Source organism: Castellaniella sp. (assembly GCF_041677825.1).
Taxonomy (GTDB): domain Bacteria; phylum Pseudomonadota; class Gammaproteobacteria; order Burkholderiales; family Burkholderiaceae_B; genus Castellaniella.
Genome location: NZ_JBAYPG010000002.1, coordinates 169340 through 188861, shown reverse-complemented (window position 1 = coordinate 188861; position 19522 = coordinate 169340). Strand labels below are relative to the sequence as shown.

Sequence of the window (19522 nt, the reverse complement as noted above, 5' to 3'; positions counted from 1 at the left end):
ATCTGGTGATCCCGTGACCCAGCCATTCTGGATCAATTCCCGGGTTCGGCAACAAAGGAGCGCACAATGGCACGATTCAAGGCACACACTCTGGTCATCGCCCTGGCTTTGGCATGTACAGGCATCGCATATGGCCAGTCGAACGAACCGGTCGAGCCGATCCCCTACCCGGAGGCGGGTGATCCGGCCAAGATCGAACTGGGCAAGAAGCTGTTCTTTGACCCGCGCCTCTCGAAATCAGGCTTCATTTCGTGCAATTCCTGTCATAACCTCAGTACGGGTGGTTCCGACAATCTGGCCACTTCGATCGGTGACCGATGGCAGCAGGGCCCGATCAACTCGCCCACGGTGCTCAACTCATCGTTGAACATGGCCCAGTTCTGGGATGGCCGGGCCGGTGATCTGCGCGAACAGGCCGGCGGCCCGATCGCCAACCCCATGGAAATGGCCTTTACTCACGAACTGGCAATTGAACTGCTGGCCTCCATTCCCCAATATGTGGATGAATTCCAGCGTGTGTACGACAAGCCGGAAATCACGATCGACGAGGTCACCGACGCGATTGCCGCATTTGAAGAAGTGCTGGTGACACCGGACGCCCCCTTCGACCTGTGGCTCAAGGGCGATGAAACAGCCCTGTCGGACCAGGCGCTGGCGGGCTACCAGCTGTTCAAGACCAGTGGTTGTGTCGCCTGTCACAATGGCCCCAATCTGGGTGGACGATCCTTCCAGAAAATGGGGCTCATCGAACCATATCAGACCAGCAATCCGGCTGAAGGGCGCGTCGCGGTGACCGGTATCGATGCCGATCGCTTCAGCTTCAAGGTGCCGACACTGCGCAATGTCGAACTGACATATCCTTATTTTCATGATGGCGCGGTCGATACGCTGGCGGAAGCGGTGGACATCATGGGCAGGCTGCAACTCGGCCGGCATTATTCAGACGAGGAAAATGCCCAGATCGTGGCATTCCTGAAGTCGCTCACCGGCAAGCAGCCCGAAATCGTGCTGCCGATTCTGCCGCCATCTTCAGATGCCACGCCGCGTCCGACGCCATTTGAAGACTGAGCCAATGTGCAGAAACTCGGGTGGCGCGCCCGGGGCTGTCAGCGTGTAGCTGCAACCAGGCCGCCATCCACCACGATTTCGGTGCCGGTGATGTACCTTGCCTCATCCGACGCCAGGAACGCAACCGCATGGGCCACGTCCCAGGCATCGCCCATGCGGCCCGCAGGCACCTGGCTGTTGCGCAGCTTGACGAAACCGTCGATATCCCCGCCCGCGTATTTCTGGGCCAATCGATCCACCAGTGGCGTATGCATCAAGCCAGGCACCACGCAATTCAGGCGAACGCCGCTGCCGGCGTGTATGACAGCGGTCGTTCTTGTCATCTGGATCAGGGCCGCCTTGCCGGCCGCGTAGGCCACCTGCGGCTTGCCCACGTAGCGCATGCCGGCAACCGATGCGATGTTGATGACCGAACCACTTCGGCGTTCGATCATATCCGGCAAAACATGCTTGCAGGTCAAGAAGGCCGACTTGACATTGAGTGCCATCTGGTCATCCCAGGTCTGTTCGCTCATGCTCACAGGATCGCCAGGCTCGGATTGGCCGACATTATTCACCAGGATGTCGATCTGCCCCATACTGGACAGGCACGCTTGAACTGCGTCCAGAATCTCGTCGCTGTCTGTCACATCGCAGGCGCGAACCGCACAGGTGCCCCCCTCGGTTTCGATGATGCTGCGGGTTTCTTCTGCCGCTTCCAGGCTGCGGTCCAGGCCAAAGACCGTGGCCCCTTGGCGTGCCAGCGTGACGGCGATGGCCTTGCCGTTGCCCCAACCCGGCAAGGACGAGCCACAGCCCGTTACCAGGGCCACCTTGCCCTTCAAATTCAGCATTTTTTCATTCCATCCAAGATCGAGCTCATCGCGGGAGAAATTCCAGCGTAGTGTACGCGCATGCTCAGTATAAGCAATGGCGTGGACGCTCCCGTCCAAGCTTTGTCATCCAGGTTCAGGTACTCGAGTGTCAGTTGCTTCAGCTGCCCTCGAGCGTGACCATCAGGTGCCCTGTGACTCGTCATCGGAAGCCCCACGGCTGACGTTCTGGCAGGGCGGACAACGCAAGGTCGTTTGCTGCGATATACCCAGACGGGCCAGGTCAGCATGGTCTCTCCAGTAGTCATGGCCGCACCGTCATCGCTCATCGGGGCACAAGCTCGGACGCGCTTCGTGAACGCCCGCGACAGGCCGTGCAGGAGGTTTCGCGAGGTCTGATCCAGACACCATTGCCGATCGCGGACCAGCCGGATGTGATCGTGATCGTCGATGGCATCGAGCAACTTCAAGCATCTCGGAGGGAATTATCCTCTACCTATTACGCTACCTTGCCAAATTTCCACAAATACCCAGCAGGAACGACGACCATATTCACAGCGACGACCATATTCACGCAGGTTCCGAAGCATTCTCAGTGCAGCGTAATGTGTTGCGTTGGATCGAGGCGTTGGTCAGGTCCGGCTTCCTCCTGCCAGCGCAGCTTGGGATCTCATTGCTGGATGCCACCGAAGGGCCTGGTGGCTTCCAGAAAATCCCGGATCTGCTCGCCCCAAGCATGCGCTCATTTGCATTAAAGATAATGAATCCATCGAAGATAGCGGTGAATGGGTTCAATAAATCGCCATTCACCACCAAGCCTCCGGCCCGATGTACCTCACTATTGACGATCGCTCTTCTTTCTGCTGATAGTATAAATGTATCACATTATTCAATAATAATATTAGACAACTAGTGCATAAGCGTCGATAGTAGAGTCGAGACAGCGCGGCGTTCCGCGGGTTGCACGTCATATCACAGCGATCACCTATGCTGATGAGTAGGTGCTTTGAGATGTTCAACCGGACCAGGCCACCGCGAGCGGTGCAGCACTATTTGGATTGAGGTGCACAGCTTTCAGGAGACACAGCGGTTCGCTGATAGGCGAGTGCACCTGGCAGAGTATTATTTGTTAACAATTTGATCAGGAGCAATCAGTAGTTATATTGTTCGGAATATAAAAATAAGTAGTACCTTTTTTAAAACATAAACAGGAGGCCCTTGGGCTGGAGAAAGAAATGCAAACGAGTATGCTCAAGATTGCAATGGCCATCACTGGTGCGCTATCGCTGATGTCTGCTGGTACTGCAGGAGCAGCTGACGTATCCGACGATGCCCTGAAGATCGGTTTGATCACAGACATGTCCGGCTTGTATTCCGATATTGGCGGGCCCGGCGCAGTGGTGGCGGCACAGATGGCGATTGATGACGCAGGTGGAAAGGTACTTGGAAAACCCATCATGCTGCTTACCGAAGATCATCAGAACAAGGTGGATATTGCTTCGGGCGTAGCGCGTCGCTGGATTGATCTGGAGCATGTCGACATGATTGCCGGCATGAATAACTCATCGGTGGCACTGGCAGTACAGAAGCTGGCGTCCGAGAAAAAAGTGCTTACCATGAACACCGGTGCAGGTGCAATGCTCACGGAAAAGCATTGCACACCGTACGGGATTCAGTATACCTATAATACATATGCCCTGGCGACAGGGGTGGCGGAAGGCATATCGCGCGATAATGTCAAAGACTGGTATTTGATCGTGGTCGATTATGCCTTTGGTGATTCGATGGCCAATGACGCGACCAAAGCTCTCACCAGCCTGGGCAGCAAGGTAATCGGCAGCGTGCGTGTGCCCATCAATGCGAGCGATTTTGCGTCGCCGCTTCTCCAGGCCCAGTCGTCTGGCGCCGATGTTATCGCTCTGGCAAATTCCGGTCAGGACTTGATCAATACCATCAAGCAAGCCAATGAATTTTCAATAGGTACGGACGGCAAGCAGCTGGTGGCATTTCTTATTTTCCTGACTGACGTCAAAGCCATGGGTCTTGATCTCGCACAGGGGCTGACATTTGCTACAGCATTCTACTGGGACAGAACCGATGCCACTCGGAAATGGTCAGAGCGCTTCTACGAGAAGCATGGTGCAATGCCAACAATGGTACAGGCAGGTTTGTACTCGGCGGTCAGTAATTATATCAAGGCTGTCGCCGAGGCTGGAACCGATGATTCCGATGTCGTCAGGAAAAAATTGGGCGAAATGACCATTAATGATTTTTTTACCAATGATGGCCATATACAAAAGAATGGGCAACTTCGGCATGATATGTATCTTGCGAAAGCGAAGAAGCCAGAGGAATCACGTTCTCCGTGGGATCTTTTGAACATACTCCAGACCATTCCGAGTAAGCAGGCCACCATTTCGGATGCAGATAGTGAGTGCCCATTATCTCATGAATGAATCATGAATAATATGGCAGATCGAAATCAATACTAAACAGGAGACACACCACGAACAAATAAGCAGCAGTTGTCATATTTCAGCTTGTTAGTAATGACGTAGATTTGATGGGCGGTTGGTATTGTTTTAAAAAATCACATGTGTCAATAACGCCTGGTGCATAAGATGGAATTTATGATGGATAGGAGAGCATAAAATGAAAGATATTGTCAGAGCAGCTGTAATTCAGTTTACACCCGTGCATATGGACAAGCAGGCGAATCTTGAAAAACTGGCCGAGCTGATCATAGAGGCTGGAGAGAATGGCGCGGAACTGATCGTTACCGGTGAAACAGGTATTCCTACTTATCCTTACTGGAGAAACAGATTTACCTACACAGACAAGGATCCGGAGGTTATGGATGCCTGGCGGCAAGTTGTCGTCGACTATTACCGTGAGTCCGTACGAATTCCAGATGATCTCGACCTTTTGTGCGCTGCTGCAAAAAAAGTACGCGCACATTGTGTCATCGGGATATCTGAGCAAAGCGACGTGCCTGGAAGCAACACGTTGTTCAATACTCAGGTGCTTATTGGTCCTAATGGAAAAGTACTGGCGCGACACAGGAAACTCGTGCCCACCCACGAAGAGCGGGTCGTTTGGGGGCGTGGTGATGGTTCCGATTTCAATGTGTGGAAAACGAAGCTGGGCAATATCGGTGCGTTGGTATGCTATGAAAACCACATGCCATTCATGAAAGCCGGTTTGATCGCAATGGGCGAAGAAATACATGTCTGTTGCTGGCCTGGCTGGTTCGCGGGCGCGTCTGAAAAGGGCTTGGCCAAGGGTGCCACAGTGGATGTGGGCGCAAGTGACATTGATTCCTGCATCCGCGAGTATGCCTATTCGAGTCAGAATTTTGTACTTAGCGCAAGCCTCTATGTACCATTGGATTCGATCCCGGACAGCTTCCCATTCAAGAAATTCGGAAATTGGGATTGGGCTGTAGGCGGATCGGCCATTGTGAGTCCTGCGGGTGAGTATCTTGCAGGGCCAGTATTCAACGAGGAGGCAATATTGTATGCAGATCTGGACCCTGCTGTCCGTATACGGGCAAAGCACAGGCTTGACGCAGTAGGTCATTATGCAAGACCTGATATCGTATCGTTGAAGATCAACAATAAGCCCTTCAACTGCATCGTAAATGAAATCGACGAGCTGGAGTTGGAAGCGGAAGATCCAAGCAAGGCGGTCACCGCCGATAGCGAGGCCGCCGAAAACGAATAGACTTCGCCTTTAAAAGGAACTGCATTGATTCGAGTATTATCTGAGTGCAGAAGATATTCATTGGACTAAATATCGCGTCAAGTGCAGTTTCTGGTGAATTTCATCGAGTGTCAAAAGGAAATTGGTGATATATCATGGAAAGACGATCGTTTCTGTTAGGTGGCGCGGCGTTGACAACCTCCTTGGGATTGGCGGGCCGCCTGGCTCATGCGCAAGGTAATCTACCTGGAATTGACGAATCCAGTAAGACGGTTACCATTGGTGCGTTTACGCCAATTACTGGCCCTGTGCCATTTTATACTTTGCTTACACACGGAGCGGACGCCTGCTTTAGGTGGGCAGAACAGACCAATCAGTTGGATGGATGGAAGATAAAATACATCACATATGATGATGGTTACGACCCAGCTCGAAGTGTTGCTGTTACAAAAAGATTGGTTGAAGAAGATAACATCTTCGCGCTGGTCACACCGGTTGGCACGCCTACCACGGTAGCAACTGTACCGTATGCCAAGTCTATTGGTTTGCCAATCATAGGGCCATTAGGCGGCTCTCCGGAGTTTTATTCAGAGCCACTGGTTTTCACACTATTTCCGGATTATGGCTGGTCTGCTGGAGCAAGCGCACAGTATGCACTGGAAGGGCTGGGCGCAAAGAGAATCGGATTTCTCTGGGAAAACGATGAGGTGGGACGCTCTGCAAAGAGAGGGTTTGACACCTATATGGAGTCTAAATCGCTGAAGCCGGTAGCTTCATTGTCCTTTGAGGTCAAGAGCACGGATTTTGCACCACAGATCAGACAGCTGATCAAGGAGAAGGCTGACGTCGTGATCATGTTCGGCGCCAACTCAAATTTGGCGCTCGCACTGAAGTCGGCAAAATTGCTGAATTTCGATGCCAATTGGATTGCGCCATTCTTCAATGCCGATCCTTCAACGCGCAAATTGGCTGGTAATGCCTTGAATGGCGTGAAATTTTCCTCGTGGCTGTTGCCGGTCACATCTGAGAATGAACGCATCAAGATCTACAGGGAAGCCAGTAAGGCGTATTACCCCAAGGATCCTTTTGGAATTTTTGGACTGAACGGATGGACAAATGCAGAGTTGTTTGTTGTAGGCATGCGCATCTTGCTCGAAAGTGGAAATTCACTAACCAGGGAAAATTTCATCCGTGCGATGAATTCGATCCGTGATGTTGACATTGGCGGCACGGAGAAAGTGACATTTAAACTAGGGGACCATCGAGGTACCAGGCAAGAATGTATCATTGAAGCAATGCCAAGTGGTGAATTTGAAATGGTGCGAAATTTCGAACCATATCCGAAGGTCGTGTTTGATCAAAAATTAGTTTAGAATATCCGCATATTTTACTGAAGTCATTGGGCGGGTTGATGGTCCACGAATGCCGTCAACCTCGCCCGATTTTAGTTAGACGATAATGCTGGCGTGAATTTAATGAAATTGGTACTTTTAAATGCACGGAGCAATCGTCTTAATTTATCATCCAGGTGCGGATAGTAATAATGATTGATTTAATTGGTCTGATATGGTCCGGGTTAGTCAGCGGCTGCCAATATGCCATTGGCGCAATTGGGTTGGTCCTTATATTCAAGAGTTGTAAAGTTGTAAATTTTGCACACGGTAATATTGCGGGTTTGGCGGCGTTTCTCATATATGCGGTGACATTGGAGGAGTCTACAGGCATAAATTGGCTACTGGGAAGCTTATATGCCATTGCTGCGGTAATCATGCTGGCGGCGATCATCTATGTTCTAATCATGCCGATTGTGTTCAAATCGGATATAACCAGCACCATCGCAACCTTGGGCGCAGGGCTGATAATTCAGGGTATTACGCAAATTGTGTACGGCGCAGACATTGTCGCTCTGGATCTTCCTATTCCTGACTGGCGTTATGATCTAGGCCCAATAGTCTTCACTTCTTATAACCTGTTGGTGTTTACCATAACGTTATTGACGATTGGTGTCTTGTACTTTGCCATTGATAAATCGAAGATTGGAGTAGCCTTCAGGTCAGTCTCGTCCAATCCGTTTGCTAGTCAGGTATGCGGCCTGAATTTGAGCAAGGTACAGTTGATTTCCTGGATTGCGGCTGGAATTGTTTCCGCAATAGCCGCAGTGCTAATCGTGCCCACAACATTCCTCTCTACTACAAGTGTTGCAACATTCATGCTATTGGCTTTTGTCGCAGCAGTTGTTGGTGGATTCAATAGTATCGCCGGGGCTGTAGTAGGCGGCTTGCTGGTTGGTGTACTTAATAATCTTTTTGCCTTCTATCTTGGAAGCGAATTGCAAAACACGTATATGGTTGTGGTGATTTTACTGATCTTGAATTTTTTTCCAAACGGGCTGATGGGAACTGGCGGAGGGGTCTCACGTGTCTAATAGAAAGTCATCAAAGCAGGGACATCAGTTCATGCTTGGAGCGAAGACACCACCGGCAGCGGTTACATTCAAGTATGGTCTCATGATTGTGCTTGCGGTATTGCCAATTATCGGGCCGCAGAATTACTGGGTGTTTACGCTTGGTCTTTCATTTTCATTCGCAATTATCATTATTTCAGTCAGTTTTCTTGTGCGCTACGGAGGCGAAGTGTCCATCGGGCACGGGGTATTCGCAGCTATAGGTGCCTATACCGTAGCAATGCTTGAGAAATATTTTTCTCTGAGTCTATTCATTAGTCTACCTTTAGGAGTTATAGCAGGAGCCCTGGCGGCGTTGATTGTGGCAGTTCCGTCCAGGCGGATTTCCGGAATTTATTTAACGGTAGTGACCATGGTTGTGGCCTTGTCACTCCCAGAACTACTTCTGTATTTCACATCGTTCACCGGAGGCTACGAAGGTCTGCATACCAGTGGAAGTGCAATCGAAGGTATGTCAGCAAAAAACCAGGGTTACTACTTTCCTCTTGTTGGCCTGATATTCATTGACTATATCTTGCGTAATTTCCGTGCATCCAGGCAGGCTATGTCGTTGCTATTGTCCAGGACGTCAAAGCTCGCTGGTGAATCATTTGGGATTTCAGGGAGTTGGTCGCGTATTTCTTGCTTCACTATTAGCGGTGCCATAGCCGCGTTCGGCGGCGGGTTGCTGGCATTCAATGCTACTGCGATATCACCTAATAACTTTACTGTATGGACTTCATTTTATTTACTCGTAGGGTCAGTTGTTAGCCTGTATTCATTGTCGTTTTTCGGCGGTCTTGTTGGCGGTCTGTTCATAGCATTCATTCCAATTCTTCTGGCTGGCTTTGGCGACTTGGTGCTTGTGTTCTATGGTGCTACGCTTTTGATTGTGGTTGTGGGTGGTAATGTGCTCCAGAAGTATACGAAGCTATTCGAGCAAAAGGATTATCTCAAATGACGAATCATATTCATGGCAGTGTGCTTTCAGTCACTGGGTTGAAATTGTCGTTTGGTGGAAACACGGTATTGCACGGTATCTCATTGGATTTTGGTGCAGGAAAGATAATTGGCCTCATCGGGCCGAATGGAGCGGGTAAGACGAGTTTCTTCAATTGCCTGACCGGACTGTATCATCCACAGGAGGGCAGTATCTGCTTTGAGGGGCAAGATCTGACCCATACACAACCATATCAACGAGCGGTGCAGGGGTTTTCTAGAAGTTTCCAGCATGTTGTGTTGTGTAATGAGCTGACTATTATTGAAAATGTGGTAGTTGGATTAAATCTATATGCTAAGTCAGGGTGGCTATCTGCTTTTCTTCCCCTGAGTGACGCTAGAAAAGAACGTTCCAATAATCTTGACCTCGCGATGGAAACTTTGGAGCGGCTGGGAATTTCCAGTGAAGCCAATAAGTTTCCGAATGAACTGCCCCCTGGCCTGTTGCGGCTGGCGGAAATTGCGCGTGCGATCGTCGGCAGTCCGAAAGTCATGCTGTTGGATGAACCTGCAGCCGGTTTAAATTCAGTTGAAACCCGGGACTTATCCCAAACCATACTGAGTCTTCGTTCCAAGGAACTTATCATAATCGTGGTTGAGCATGATATGGACTTGGTGATGAATGTGTGCGATGAAATTCATGTACTTAATGTTGGCAGCATATTGGCATCCGGCACCCCCAGCGAAATTCAAAATAATACAGAGGTTATTGAGGTTTATCTGGGAGGCGAGCTATGAGCGATGTCGATTATTCTTCGTTTCTGGCAGTGTCCGATCTAAGGGTAGCATACGGGGCTATTCAGGTTGTTCATGGAGTCTCGCTTGCTATTGAAACAAATTATGTTTCTGCGCTTTTGGGCGCCAATGGCGCGGGTAAGTCCAGTACGCTCAAGGCAATTGCGGGCCTTGTGCCGGCCGTGGGGTCCATCCATTTCGATGGCAAGGATATATCGAAATTAAATGCTGCACAAAGATTTCATTTGGGGATTTCCTATGTTCCTGAAGGGCGCGCGATTGTGTCCGAATTGAGTGTAGAGGAAAATCTGCTGCTTGGTGGGTATTTTGTGGATCGAAAGATAAGAAAGAGACGACAGGAATCCATTCTCAACTTCTTTCCGGAATTAGCGAATAGATTGAAGGCTCCGGCGGGGTTTTTAAGCGGTGGGGAACAGCAGATGTTGACAATTAGCCGGAGCCTGATGTCGGCGCCACGGCTGTTGCTGCTCGACGAACCGTCCTTGGGACTGGCGCCATTGCTGATTTCCCGTGTTTATGAGCGATTGTCGGAGATACATGAAAAAAACCCGTTTTCTGCCTTGTTGGTGGAACAAAATTTCTACGCGGCGACAAAGTTTGCACGCCAGGCATGGATTATGCGCAATGGAATTCTAGTGGGTGAGCTGGATGAGGAAGCAATCAAGGATAACGATGCAAGGAATGCATTGATAGGGGCTTATTTAGGCAAATAATTATTTGATCAAGAAACTGGCCATAGCGACCTTCTTTGATGGGCATTACAGTGTTTATAAGATATTTGCGATCGTTTCCGGTAAATTCGAAACACGAGCGCCGGGCCATTCGCTGTTGGGATTGATTGCGATTGTCAATCATACCTATTCATACATATTTGAACGCGCATGGGAAATAAAGAGGATTTCTTTCAATCTGTGTGGTGGTAATTATGATTGTGATTATATTGTGAATAACCTGTGGACCATGCGAACGCGATTTGGTTCCGGGTACGCGGACATTCTCGGACGGCAGGGCTTCGGTAGTATTTTGTGCGATCCTGGTTCAGGATATTCTGGCGAAACGCGAAGCGCACAGCATCATGATATGAAATTCCCGACACGATGAAACATTCCATGGCGACTCATAATTCACCCCAGGCGGACACGGCGCCTGCAACCGCACTGGGCGGCCTGCGCGTACTGGATCTCTCACGCGTGTTGGCGGGCCCCTGGGCATCGCAGACCCTGGGCGACCTGGGGGCGGAGATCATCAAAGTGGAACGACCCGGCGAGGGCGATGACACGCGTCACTGGGGCCCCCCGTATGTGCCGGGGTCGGTCGATGGCGATTCTGCTGACGCGGCATACTTCATGTGCACCAATCGCAACAAGAAGTCCGTGGCCATAGACATCTCGAGTTCCGAAGGGCAGGCCCTGGTGCGCAAGCTTGCAGCCTGCAGCGATGTGGTGATCGAGAACTTCAAGCTCGGTGGGCTGGCGCGCTACGGGCTCGATTATGACAGCCTCAAGGCGGTAAATCCGGGGCTGGTGTATTGCAGCATCACCGGCTTCGGTCAGACAGGCCCGTATGCGAACCGGCCCGGTTATGATTTTCTTGTCCAGGGCATGTGCGGTCTGATGAGCGTCACGGGCCGGGCCGATGGCAGCCCGGGTGCGGGCCCCCTGAAAGTGGGGGTCGCGCTCACGGACATCCTGACTGGCATGTATGCGAGCACGGCCATATTGGCTGCCCTGCGCGCACGCGATATCACCGGGATGGGTCAGCATATCGATCTGGCCTTGCTGGACGTGGGCGTGGCCTGCCTGGCCAACCAGAACACGAATTATCTGTACGGCGGCAAAGTCCCCGGCCGCATGGGCAATGAGCATCCCAACACCACGCCTTACCAGGATTTTCCAACGGCCGATGGGCACATGATCGTGGCCGTGGGCAATGACGGCCAGTTCAAACGCTTCTGTATTGCTGCCGGGCGCCCCGAATGGGCCGAAGATGAGCGCTTCAGGCTGCATGCGGCCCGCCTGGAGAACCGCGAGGCCTTGATCTCGCTTGTTCGCGCGCGTACTCGTGAACGCACCACGCAAAGCTGGGTCGCCACGTTCGAGCAGGCAGGGGTACCCTGCGGGCCCATCAACACCATTGCCGACGTGTTCCAGGATGCCCAGGTTCGCGCGCGTGGCATGCTGATCGACTTGCCGCACAGGCAGGCGGGCGAGGTGCCGATCGTGGCCAGCCCCATCCGCCTGTCGGGTACGCCGGTACAGTATCATCAGGCGCCACCTGTGCTCGGGCAGGACACGCGCGCCGTCTTGCAGGGCTTGCTCGACGTGCCGACGGCAGCCCTGGATCATCTGGTCGAACAGGGGGTCATTCAATGAGCACCCTGGCGCCGTTGGTGATCGCGGCCATACCAGCCGAAGACGAGGTCCTGCGCACCGAGGTCAGCGCTTTTCTGCAGGCCGCAGTGGCCGATCGGCCCGCCTGGGAACGCGCCAAGACCTGGTCGGGGGTGGATCGTGACCTGAGTCGCCAGATGGGTGCGCGCGGCTGGATCGGCGTGACCTTGCCGCCGGCCTATGGTGGCGGGGGGCGCAGCGTGTATGCGCGTTACGTGATTGTCGAAGAATGCCTGAACTGGGGCGCACCCGTGGGCTGGCATTGGATTGCCGACCGCCAGAGCGCACCCATGATCCTGCGCTTCGGCACTGAAGCACAGAAGCAGTTCTATATCCCTCCCATCTGCCGGGGTGAATCGGCGTTCTGCATTGGCATGAGCGAACCGAACTCGGGATCGGATCTGGCCAGTGTGCGTACGCGCGCTACCCGCACCGATACGGGCTGGCTGCTGAGCGGACAGAAGATCTGGACCACCAATGCCGACCAGTGCCAGCACATGATCGCTCTGGTGCGCACCAGCGGCACTGCCGAAGATCGCCATCGTGGCCTGTCGCAATTCATCGTGGACTTGTCCCTGCCGGGGGTCGAGGTGCGCCCCATCCAGGATCTCTCGGGGGAAAGCCATTTCAGCGAAGTGTTCTTCGACGACGTGGAATTGCCCGATGGCGCGCTCATTGGTGCCGAGGGCGAGGGCTGGGCGCAGGTCACCGCCGAACTTGCCTTCGAGCGCAGCGGGCCCGAGCGCATCTTCTCCAGCATCATCCTGTTCGATGCCTGGCTGGATTTTGTGCGCGCCCTTGGCGATCAGCGCAGCAGCACGCAGCGCCTGGCAGGCCGCATTTTTACCGAACTGGCTACCTTGCGCGCCATGTCGGTGGCACTTACAGACCAGCTGGCCCAGGGCAAGAGCCCGGTGGTGGAGGCGGCCTTGGTCAAGGATCTGGGGACGACCCTCGAGCAGAATATCCCGCTGTGGCTGGCCGACGATCTGTTCGCGCGCGACCCGGGCAGTGTGCCGTCTTCCCTGCTGCACACACTGGTCATGTTGACCCGTATCGCCCCCAGTTTTTCGTTGCGTGGCGGTACCCGCGAGATTCTGCGCGGCATGGTTGCGCGTGGCCTGGGCCTGCGTTGATGATCGGCCGTGCCGAGCGCCCGTAGCGGGCTGGAGAGATGATGGAAGACCTGTTCTTGTCCACTTTTTCGCGTCTCATGCAGGCGCATGCGAGCCCCGAGGTCGTGCGCCGTGCCTTGCAGGCTGGTGAGGCCGATGCATTGGCCGCGCAGCTGGAAGAATCCGGCTTTGGCAATTTGCTGCTGCCCGAAGACCATGGGGGGGCCGGGCTTTCACTGGCGCAGATTTATCCGCTGCTGGCCTTGCTGGGGGCTCATGCCTGTCCCGTACCCCTGGCCGAGACGCTGGTGGCGCGGGCGGCGTTGCAGGCCGCCGGTCTGGCGCAACCCGCTGGCTGGCTGACGCTGGCAGAGGGCGTTTTGGCAGAGGGCCAGGTTGCCGTCCATGGCCTGCCCTATGGCCGCCTGGCCGGCACTGCCCTGGTTGCGGTAGACGGTGTGCTGCGCCCGCTGGCCCTGGCCGATGCGAGTGCGCGGGCGCCCCATCTGTATGGTCTGGACCAGGCCGTTCGGTGGCCAGCGGCCTGCTGGCGGGCGGCCCCTGTGGCTGGCGAAGCGGTGGATGCCTCAATGTGGCTTGCTTGCCTGGCCGCGGCGCGGCTGGCGGGCACCATGGCGACGGTGCTGGATCTTTCACGCGAGCATGTCACGCAACGCGTCCAGTTCGGGCGTCCATTGGCCAGATTCCAGGCCATCCAGCAGTTGATCAGCCAGCAGGCGGAGCAGATGTATGCCGCACAGATGGCCGCCATGATAGGTTGCCAGACCCGGAGCTGGCAGCCCGAGGCTGCACGGGTGGCCATTGCGAAGGCCACAACCAGCGCTGCGGCCGCACAGGTGGCGGCAGTGGGGCATGCGGTCCATGGCGCCATGGGGTTCACCGAAGAGCATGACTTGCAATTGTTCACGCGCCTGCTGCACCGTGACCGCTGGTTGGCGGGAGCCGAGTCCCGTTGGCAGGAGGTCGCCGGGGGCTGGCTGTTGAGCAGCGGGCAGCCAGCGCGTACGCTGGATGTCATCCGCAGCGTGATGGCGGATACGCACAGTTGAGCATTTTTCATCCATTTCCAGGACAGGTTCATGATGGATTTTCTGACGCGCCGGCGCGAAGGCGCCATACTCGTGCTGACCATGAGTCAGCCGGCCACCCGCAACGCACTGACCGGCAATACGGCCATACAGGAGTTCCTCTCCGCCAGCCATGAAATCCGGCAGGATGTCAGTATCCGGGCCGTGATCCTTACCGGCAGCGAGCGGGTTTTCAGTTCCGGGGGCAACGTGAAGGACATGCAGCGCCATCTGGATGGCGCTGCCAATGGGGCAGCCGTCAAGGATGAATATCGGCACGGCATACAGCAGCTGACCCGGGCGCTTTATTATCTTGAGGTGCCCCTGATCGCAGCCGTCAATGGGGCCGCCATCGGGGCCGGGCTGGATCTGGCCTGTATGTGCGACATGCGCGTGGCCGCCGAAAATGCGAAATTCGCCGAAAGCTTCATCCGCGTGGGCATTGTCCCGGGGGATGGTGGTGCCTGGCTGCTGCCTCGGGTAGTCGGCCGTTCGATGGCCGCTGAAATGGCGTTCACCGGTGATGCTCTGAGCGCAGCCGAAGCGCTGGCTTGCGGGCTGGTATCCCGGGTCGTCCCGGAGGATGCGCTCATGGATTGCGCCATGGCGCTGGCCCAGCGGGTGGCCCGCAACCCGTCGAGTATTCTGCGCATGACCAAACGCTTGCTGCGTGAAGGAGACAACGGCACGCTCGACAGCGTACTGGAGCTCTCGGCTGCATACCAGGCCCTGGCCCATCAGACCCCGGCCCATGCCGAAGCGGTGCGCGCCTTCATCGAAAAGCGTCCGCCCCGGTTCCTGGATGAATGAGGCGTCTTGAATGAGCCGTTTGCCGGGCTGGACAAACAGCGGCGCGCTTTTTGCGGCAGTGTGGTTCGATATGCCATTTGCAGACAGGATCACGATATTTCATGCTGATACAGCGCGCTGTGAAGGTGCGGGTCGGCATCAAATTTCACGCCAGGACCTATACAATGACCGCTTTGCGTGCACACCAGAATCACAGGAGATGACATGAATCATGAACCCGATGCGGGTACGGCGAAGTACTTTCGAGCCCGGCTCCCCATGCAGATCGCAACATGCGTGGCCGTTGCAGCGGTGGCGCTGGCAGCCAGCATGCTGTCCATGAAACAGGCCGCAGCGCAGACCGCTGGCAACGCCCCCGACGTCGAGGCCTTTGATCCGGAGGTGTTTGCTGAAACACATAACCGGATCAGCAACGACATTCTGAATGAAATCAGCGCTCATGAGCCAGCGCGGGATCTGTTGCCCGAAAAGATCAAGGCTTCGGGCAAGATGCTGTGGGCCTCGAGGATAGGGATCCCGCCGGGCTATTTTCTCGCGCCGGATGGCAAGACGCCGATCGGCTACGAGTACACCCTGATGGTGGCGATCTCCAGGGTCCTGGGGCTCGAGCCGGACGTCTCCACATTTGAATGGCAGACGCTGATCCCATCGCTCGAAGCAGGGCGGGTCGATGCCATCATGGCCCTGATGAACGATACCGAGGAACGCGAGCAGAAGATCGATTTCATCAATTACATCTACGCGGGTCTGGCCTTCGTGATCCCCAAGGACAATCCCCGCGGTCTCACCCGGCCAGAGGATTTCTGCGGCCTGACCATCACGAGCACGATCGGCGGCACGCAGGAAGCCTTTGCAAAGCAGATATCCGAAAAATGCGTGGCCGCCGGCAAGGGTCCGGTCACTGTCATGGGAGACAACAACATCGCCCAGGCACAGATTTTCGTGATGACCCGGCGAGCCGATGTGCATATCACGGATGGCCCGTCCGCCGGCTATTCGGTGGCGACCCGCCCGGATGATCTCGAGTTGCTGGAGACGCCGGAAATCTCGCATTCGGCACAATATGGCATTGCGGTGCGCAAGTCTGATGACACGCCACGGGAAGCCATCCAGGCCGCACTGCAGCACTTGATGGATACAGGGGCCTATCAGAAGATCATGCAGGCCTGGGAACTGGATTCAGTTGCGCTCGACGTGGCGACCATCAATGCCATAGGGGCCGTGAAGCCGGGCGTTTGATGATGGTGCCGATGCCCCTGTTGCTGTGCACAAGGGGCATCCTGAGGGAAACCACCGACCGATGCCAGTGGCAAGAGGGTATTTGCCGCTGGCATCGGTCATTCGATATCCGAATGACGATGAAACAACCTGAACGCAGGCCAAGGCATGAAGTCGATGGTAAATGATGATCTGAAGCGTTCCTTGGGCCTGCCCCACAAATCGATCGTCCACTGGTCCAGGCCGATTGTGGCTTTGCTGGTGCTGTTGCTGATCGTGCTCGTCATCATGCTGTTCTGGCGCGCGAAAATCAATTACGGTGCGGTGCCAAAGTATTTCGTGGCGCCACTGATGCTCGAGGGCGTGTGGAATGCCATCAAGCTGGCATTGTTGGCCCAGACGCTTGCCATCGTGGTGGGGGCGGTGCTTGCCGTCATGCGGCTGTCCAGCAATTCGGTCAGCCGCAGTATCGCCTCGGTCTATGTCTGGTTCTGGAGGGCTGTTCCGGTTCTTGTGTCTTTGCTCATCTGGTTCAATCTGGCGCTGGTCCTGCAACGTATCCAGATACCGGATCCTTTCTCGGGTGGCCTGCTCGTCGATCTCAACACCAATGACATATTGACGCCATTCGTGGCCGCCCTGATTGCACTGACACTCAATGAGAGTGCCTACATGGCGGAAATCATACGGGCCGGTATCATGGGTGTGGATCCAGGTCAGCTCGAGGCGGCGCGCGCTTTGGGGATGAGCAGCGATCAAACCCTGCGTCGAGTCACGTTGCCACAGGCCACCCGGCTGATCATTCCACCGACCAGCAACGAACTGATCAACATGATCAAGGAAACCTCGCTGGTGTCCGTCATATCGTATATAGAAATCACTGAAGCAGCCAACAGGCTGTCTGCGGCCAACCTGGACATCATTCCAGCCTTGTTCGCTGCTGTGGTCTGGTACCTGATCCTGGTGACGATCGCCACGTTCTTCCAACGCTGGATCGAGGATCGCACGAACAACGCGGGTGGCGGCAGCCAGCAGAAAAAATCGCTGATGCGCGCGCTGCTCGATTCGTACAACTGGTTTTCCGTGGTGAAGCGATAGCATGGGAAAGCACATGAATACCGTTCTCGAAGTGATCGACGTTCACAAGCGATTCGAGCACCCGGTTCTGAGTGGCGTCTCCTTGTCCCTGAGGCAATCCGAGGTCGTGTGCGTCATTGGCCCGTCTGGCGGCGGCAAGAGCACCCTGCTCAAATGCATCAACTGGCTCACGCCGCCTGATTCAGGTGCCATTTTCTTTCAGGGTGAAAGGATAGGGTTCGAGAAGAAGCCCGACCACTGGAAGCAGCTCGGCGAAAGGGCGATTGCCCACCAGCGCAAGCATATGGGAATGGTTTTTCAGCACTTCAATCTGTTTCGAAACCGTACGGCACTCGAGAATGTCATCGAAGGGTTGGTGGTGGTGCACAAGGTGTCCCGGGAAGAAGCGCTGATCAGGGGGCGTGCGCTGCTGAAACGGGTCGGGTTGGAACACCGGGCCAACGCCTATCCGCACGAACTGTCCGGGGGGCAGCAACAACGGGTGGCCATCGCGCGCGCGGTGGCAGCCAACCCCGCCCTGATTCTGTTTGACGAACCGACTTCAGCCCTGGATCCCGAATTGGTCGGGGAAGTGCTGGCTGTCATCAAGGATCTCACGCGGGAAAACAGCGCCATGGTGATCGTGACCCACGAGATCAAGTTTGCCCTGGATGTGTCCGATCGAGTGATTTTCATGGATCAAGGGGTCATCGCCGAGCAGGGCGCTGCGGATCAGGTGATCAATCACCCCAGGGAAGAGCGGACTCGACAATTTCTGAGCGCGATCTGACCATCCATATTGCCAGTGATTTTGCATATGTTTTTGAACAGGACTGCCTGCAGTGGAAAAAATGCCGAATGATCGTATCGATACAGATTACAAACACTTCTGGCAACTCGATCCTGGTGTCAGCCATTTGAACCATGGCGCATATGGCGCCGTACCCACTTGCGTATTTGAGGCCCAAGAGGCGCTCAGGCGCCTGGTCGAGCAGAATCCGCACAAGTGGTTCACCCAGATGCTCGAGCCAGAGATCGTCCGGGCGCGCGGGCGCTTGGCCGAATTCCTGAATGCCAGCCCTGATCGTGTCGCTCTGGTCGACAATGTCAGTGCAGGGGTTTCGGCCGTGTTGGCCAGCCTGGCGCTGAGGCCCGGGTCCAGGATCCTGGTGACCGACCACCTGTATGGCGCCGTACAGTTTGCAGTGCAACGCCTTGCCCGGCGGACTGGGGCCACGATCGATCGCGTGCATATTCCAAGCCACGCGACCGATGCCGACATCGAGGCGCTTCTGGTGGGTTCGGTGGCCGAAAGCACGAGACTAGCCGTCATCGACCATATTTCTGCAAATACCTGCATGCTGTTCCCCATGCAGCGGATCCAGCAGCGGTTTCGCCAGGCCGGCGTGCAGGTCCTCTGGGATGGCGCCCACGCACCGGGCATGATCCCCGTGGACCTCGCCAGCCTGGATCCGGATTTCTGGGTGGGCAATTTTCATAAATGGGCGTTTGCCCCCAGAGGAACTGCCCTGCTGTATGTTCGTGATCCGGCGCATGCAGGCATTCTGCCCAATGTGGTGTCCTGGAATGAGGATGAAGGATTTCCGCGCAGTTTCGATCGGGTGGGCACCAGTGATCTCACCGCCTGGATCGCAGCGGTCGATGCCATCGATTTCATCGATCGCATCGGGGCAAACACCATGCGGGCACGAAACGCTGCATTGGCGCGCGCGGCGCAGCGGGTCGTGGCCGACGCCCTGGGCGTCGATCCGAAACTGTTGTGGGGGTGCGACGATCTGAGTATCCGGGCGGTGCCCCTGCCCCCCGGCTTGATCACCACGCGTGAACAAGCGCTGGCACTGCAGAATACGCTGTCGAACGACCATCACATCGAGACCGCGCTGCGGCTCTGGAATGGGCAGGGCCTGCTGCGGGTCTCCGCACAGCTGTACAACAGCATCGAAGAGTTCGAGGAACTCGGTCGCCGGCTCAAACCCCTGACTTTGGTCTGACTCAGCGGCAGTGTCTGGCCGGGATCGATGAA

Annotated in this window: 18 protein-coding genes; 17 read left to right on the top strand and 1 reads right to left on the bottom strand. The window is 55.2% G+C overall.

The annotated features are described in order from the left end of the window. The first annotated feature begins 66 nt into the window (after nt 1–66). Nucleotides 67–1068 carry a cytochrome-c peroxidase gene (locus WCY17_RS01870; protein ID WP_372700464.1) on the top strand — a complete coding sequence of 334 codons (1002 nt, stop codon included), beginning with the start codon at nt 67–69 and terminating at the stop codon, nt 1066–1068. A 38-nt stretch (nt 1069–1106) separates the two neighbouring features. Here WCY17_RS01870 and WCY17_RS01865 read toward each other — a convergent pair whose 3' ends face one another. Then, nucleotides 1107–1901 carry an SDR family NAD(P)-dependent oxidoreductase gene (locus WCY17_RS01865; protein WP_372700463.1) on the bottom strand — a complete coding sequence of 265 codons (795 nt, stop codon included), beginning with the start codon at nt 1899–1901 and terminating at the stop codon, nt 1107–1109. A gap of 1214 nt (nt 1902–3115) precedes the next feature. Here WCY17_RS01865 and WCY17_RS01860 point away from each other — a divergent pair. From WCY17_RS01860 to WCY17_RS01785, 16 genes are all read left to right on the top strand, one after another. Next, nucleotides 3116–4336: an ABC transporter substrate-binding protein gene (locus WCY17_RS01860; RefSeq protein WP_372700462.1), complete on the top strand. Its 1221-nt coding sequence runs from the start codon at nt 3116–3118 to the stop codon at nt 4334–4336. A 196-nt stretch (nt 4337–4532) separates the two neighbouring features. Next, on the top strand, nt 4533–5603 hold the full coding sequence (locus tag WCY17_RS01855; protein ID WP_372700461.1) for a carbon-nitrogen hydrolase family protein: 1071 nt from the start codon (nt 4533–4535) through the stop codon (nt 5601–5603). A gap of 134 nt (nt 5604–5737) precedes the next feature. After that, a complete protein-coding gene (locus tag WCY17_RS01850) occupies nt 5738–6955 on the top strand; it encodes an ABC transporter substrate-binding protein (RefSeq protein WP_372700460.1) in 1218 nt (405 codons plus the stop codon). A 170-nt stretch (nt 6956–7125) separates the two neighbouring features. Next, on the top strand, nt 7126–8007 hold the full coding sequence (locus tag WCY17_RS01845) for a branched-chain amino acid ABC transporter permease (RefSeq protein ID WP_372700459.1): 882 nt from the start codon (nt 7126–7128) through the stop codon (nt 8005–8007). A gap of 31 nt (nt 8008–8038) precedes the next feature. Next, on the top strand, nt 8039–8986 hold the full coding sequence (locus tag WCY17_RS01840) for a branched-chain amino acid ABC transporter permease (protein WP_372700458.1): 948 nt from the start codon (nt 8039–8041) through the stop codon (nt 8984–8986). Beyond that, nucleotides 8983–9762 carry an ABC transporter ATP-binding protein gene (locus tag WCY17_RS01835; protein ID WP_372700457.1) on the top strand — a complete coding sequence of 260 codons (780 nt, stop codon included), beginning with the start codon at nt 8983–8985 and terminating at the stop codon, nt 9760–9762. Before WCY17_RS01840 ends, WCY17_RS01835 begins: the two co-directional genes overlap by 4 nt. Continuing rightward, complete coding sequence (locus tag WCY17_RS01830) at nt 9759–10493, top strand: ABC transporter ATP-binding protein (protein ID WP_372700456.1); 735 nt, start codon at nt 9759–9761, stop codon at nt 10491–10493. The genes WCY17_RS01835 and WCY17_RS01830 overlap by 4 nt, the downstream gene beginning before the upstream one ends. A 4-nt stretch (nt 10494–10497) precedes the next feature. Beyond that, nucleotides 10498–10881 (top strand): hypothetical protein, encoded by a 384-nt coding sequence (locus tag WCY17_RS01825; protein WP_372700455.1) that lies wholly within the window; start codon nt 10498–10500, stop codon nt 10879–10881. Between the two features lie 8 nt (nt 10882–10889). Continuing rightward, the gene (locus WCY17_RS01820) at nt 10890–12152 is read left to right on the top strand and encodes a CaiB/BaiF CoA transferase family protein (protein WP_372700454.1); all 1263 of its coding nucleotides are present in this window, start codon (nt 10890–10892) and stop codon (nt 12150–12152) included. Continuing rightward, a complete protein-coding gene (locus WCY17_RS01815) occupies nt 12149–13306 on the top strand; it encodes an acyl-CoA dehydrogenase family protein (RefSeq protein WP_372700453.1) in 1158 nt (385 codons plus the stop codon). Before WCY17_RS01820 ends, WCY17_RS01815 begins: the two co-directional genes overlap by 4 nt. Before the next feature lie 41 nt (nt 13307–13347). Further along, nucleotides 13348–14355 (top strand): acyl-CoA dehydrogenase family protein, encoded by a 1008-nt coding sequence (locus WCY17_RS01810; RefSeq protein WP_372700452.1) that lies wholly within the window; start codon nt 13348–13350, stop codon nt 14353–14355. Nucleotides 14356–14388: 33 nt separating this feature from the next. Further along, complete coding sequence (locus WCY17_RS01805; RefSeq protein ID WP_372700487.1) at nt 14389–15183, top strand: crotonase/enoyl-CoA hydratase family protein; 795 nt, start codon at nt 14389–14391, stop codon at nt 15181–15183. Nucleotides 15184–15387: 204 nt separating this feature from the next. Then, nucleotides 15388–16422, top strand: coding sequence for an ABC transporter substrate-binding protein (locus WCY17_RS01800; RefSeq protein ID WP_372700451.1), 1035 nt, complete (start codon nt 15388–15390; stop codon nt 16420–16422). A gap of 147 nt (nt 16423–16569) precedes the next feature. Continuing rightward, nucleotides 16570–17499, top strand: coding sequence for an amino acid ABC transporter permease (locus tag WCY17_RS01795; RefSeq protein ID WP_372700450.1), 930 nt, complete (start codon nt 16570–16572; stop codon nt 17497–17499). Between the two features lie 13 nt (nt 17500–17512). After that, nucleotides 17513–18268, top strand: coding sequence for an amino acid ABC transporter ATP-binding protein (locus tag WCY17_RS01790; protein WP_372700449.1), 756 nt, complete (start codon nt 17513–17515; stop codon nt 18266–18268). A 61-nt stretch (nt 18269–18329) separates the two neighbouring features. Beyond that, nucleotides 18330–19490, top strand: coding sequence for an aminotransferase class V-fold PLP-dependent enzyme (locus WCY17_RS01785; RefSeq protein ID WP_372700448.1), 1161 nt, complete (start codon nt 18330–18332; stop codon nt 19488–19490). The last annotated feature ends 32 nt before the right edge of the window (nt 19491–19522 follow it).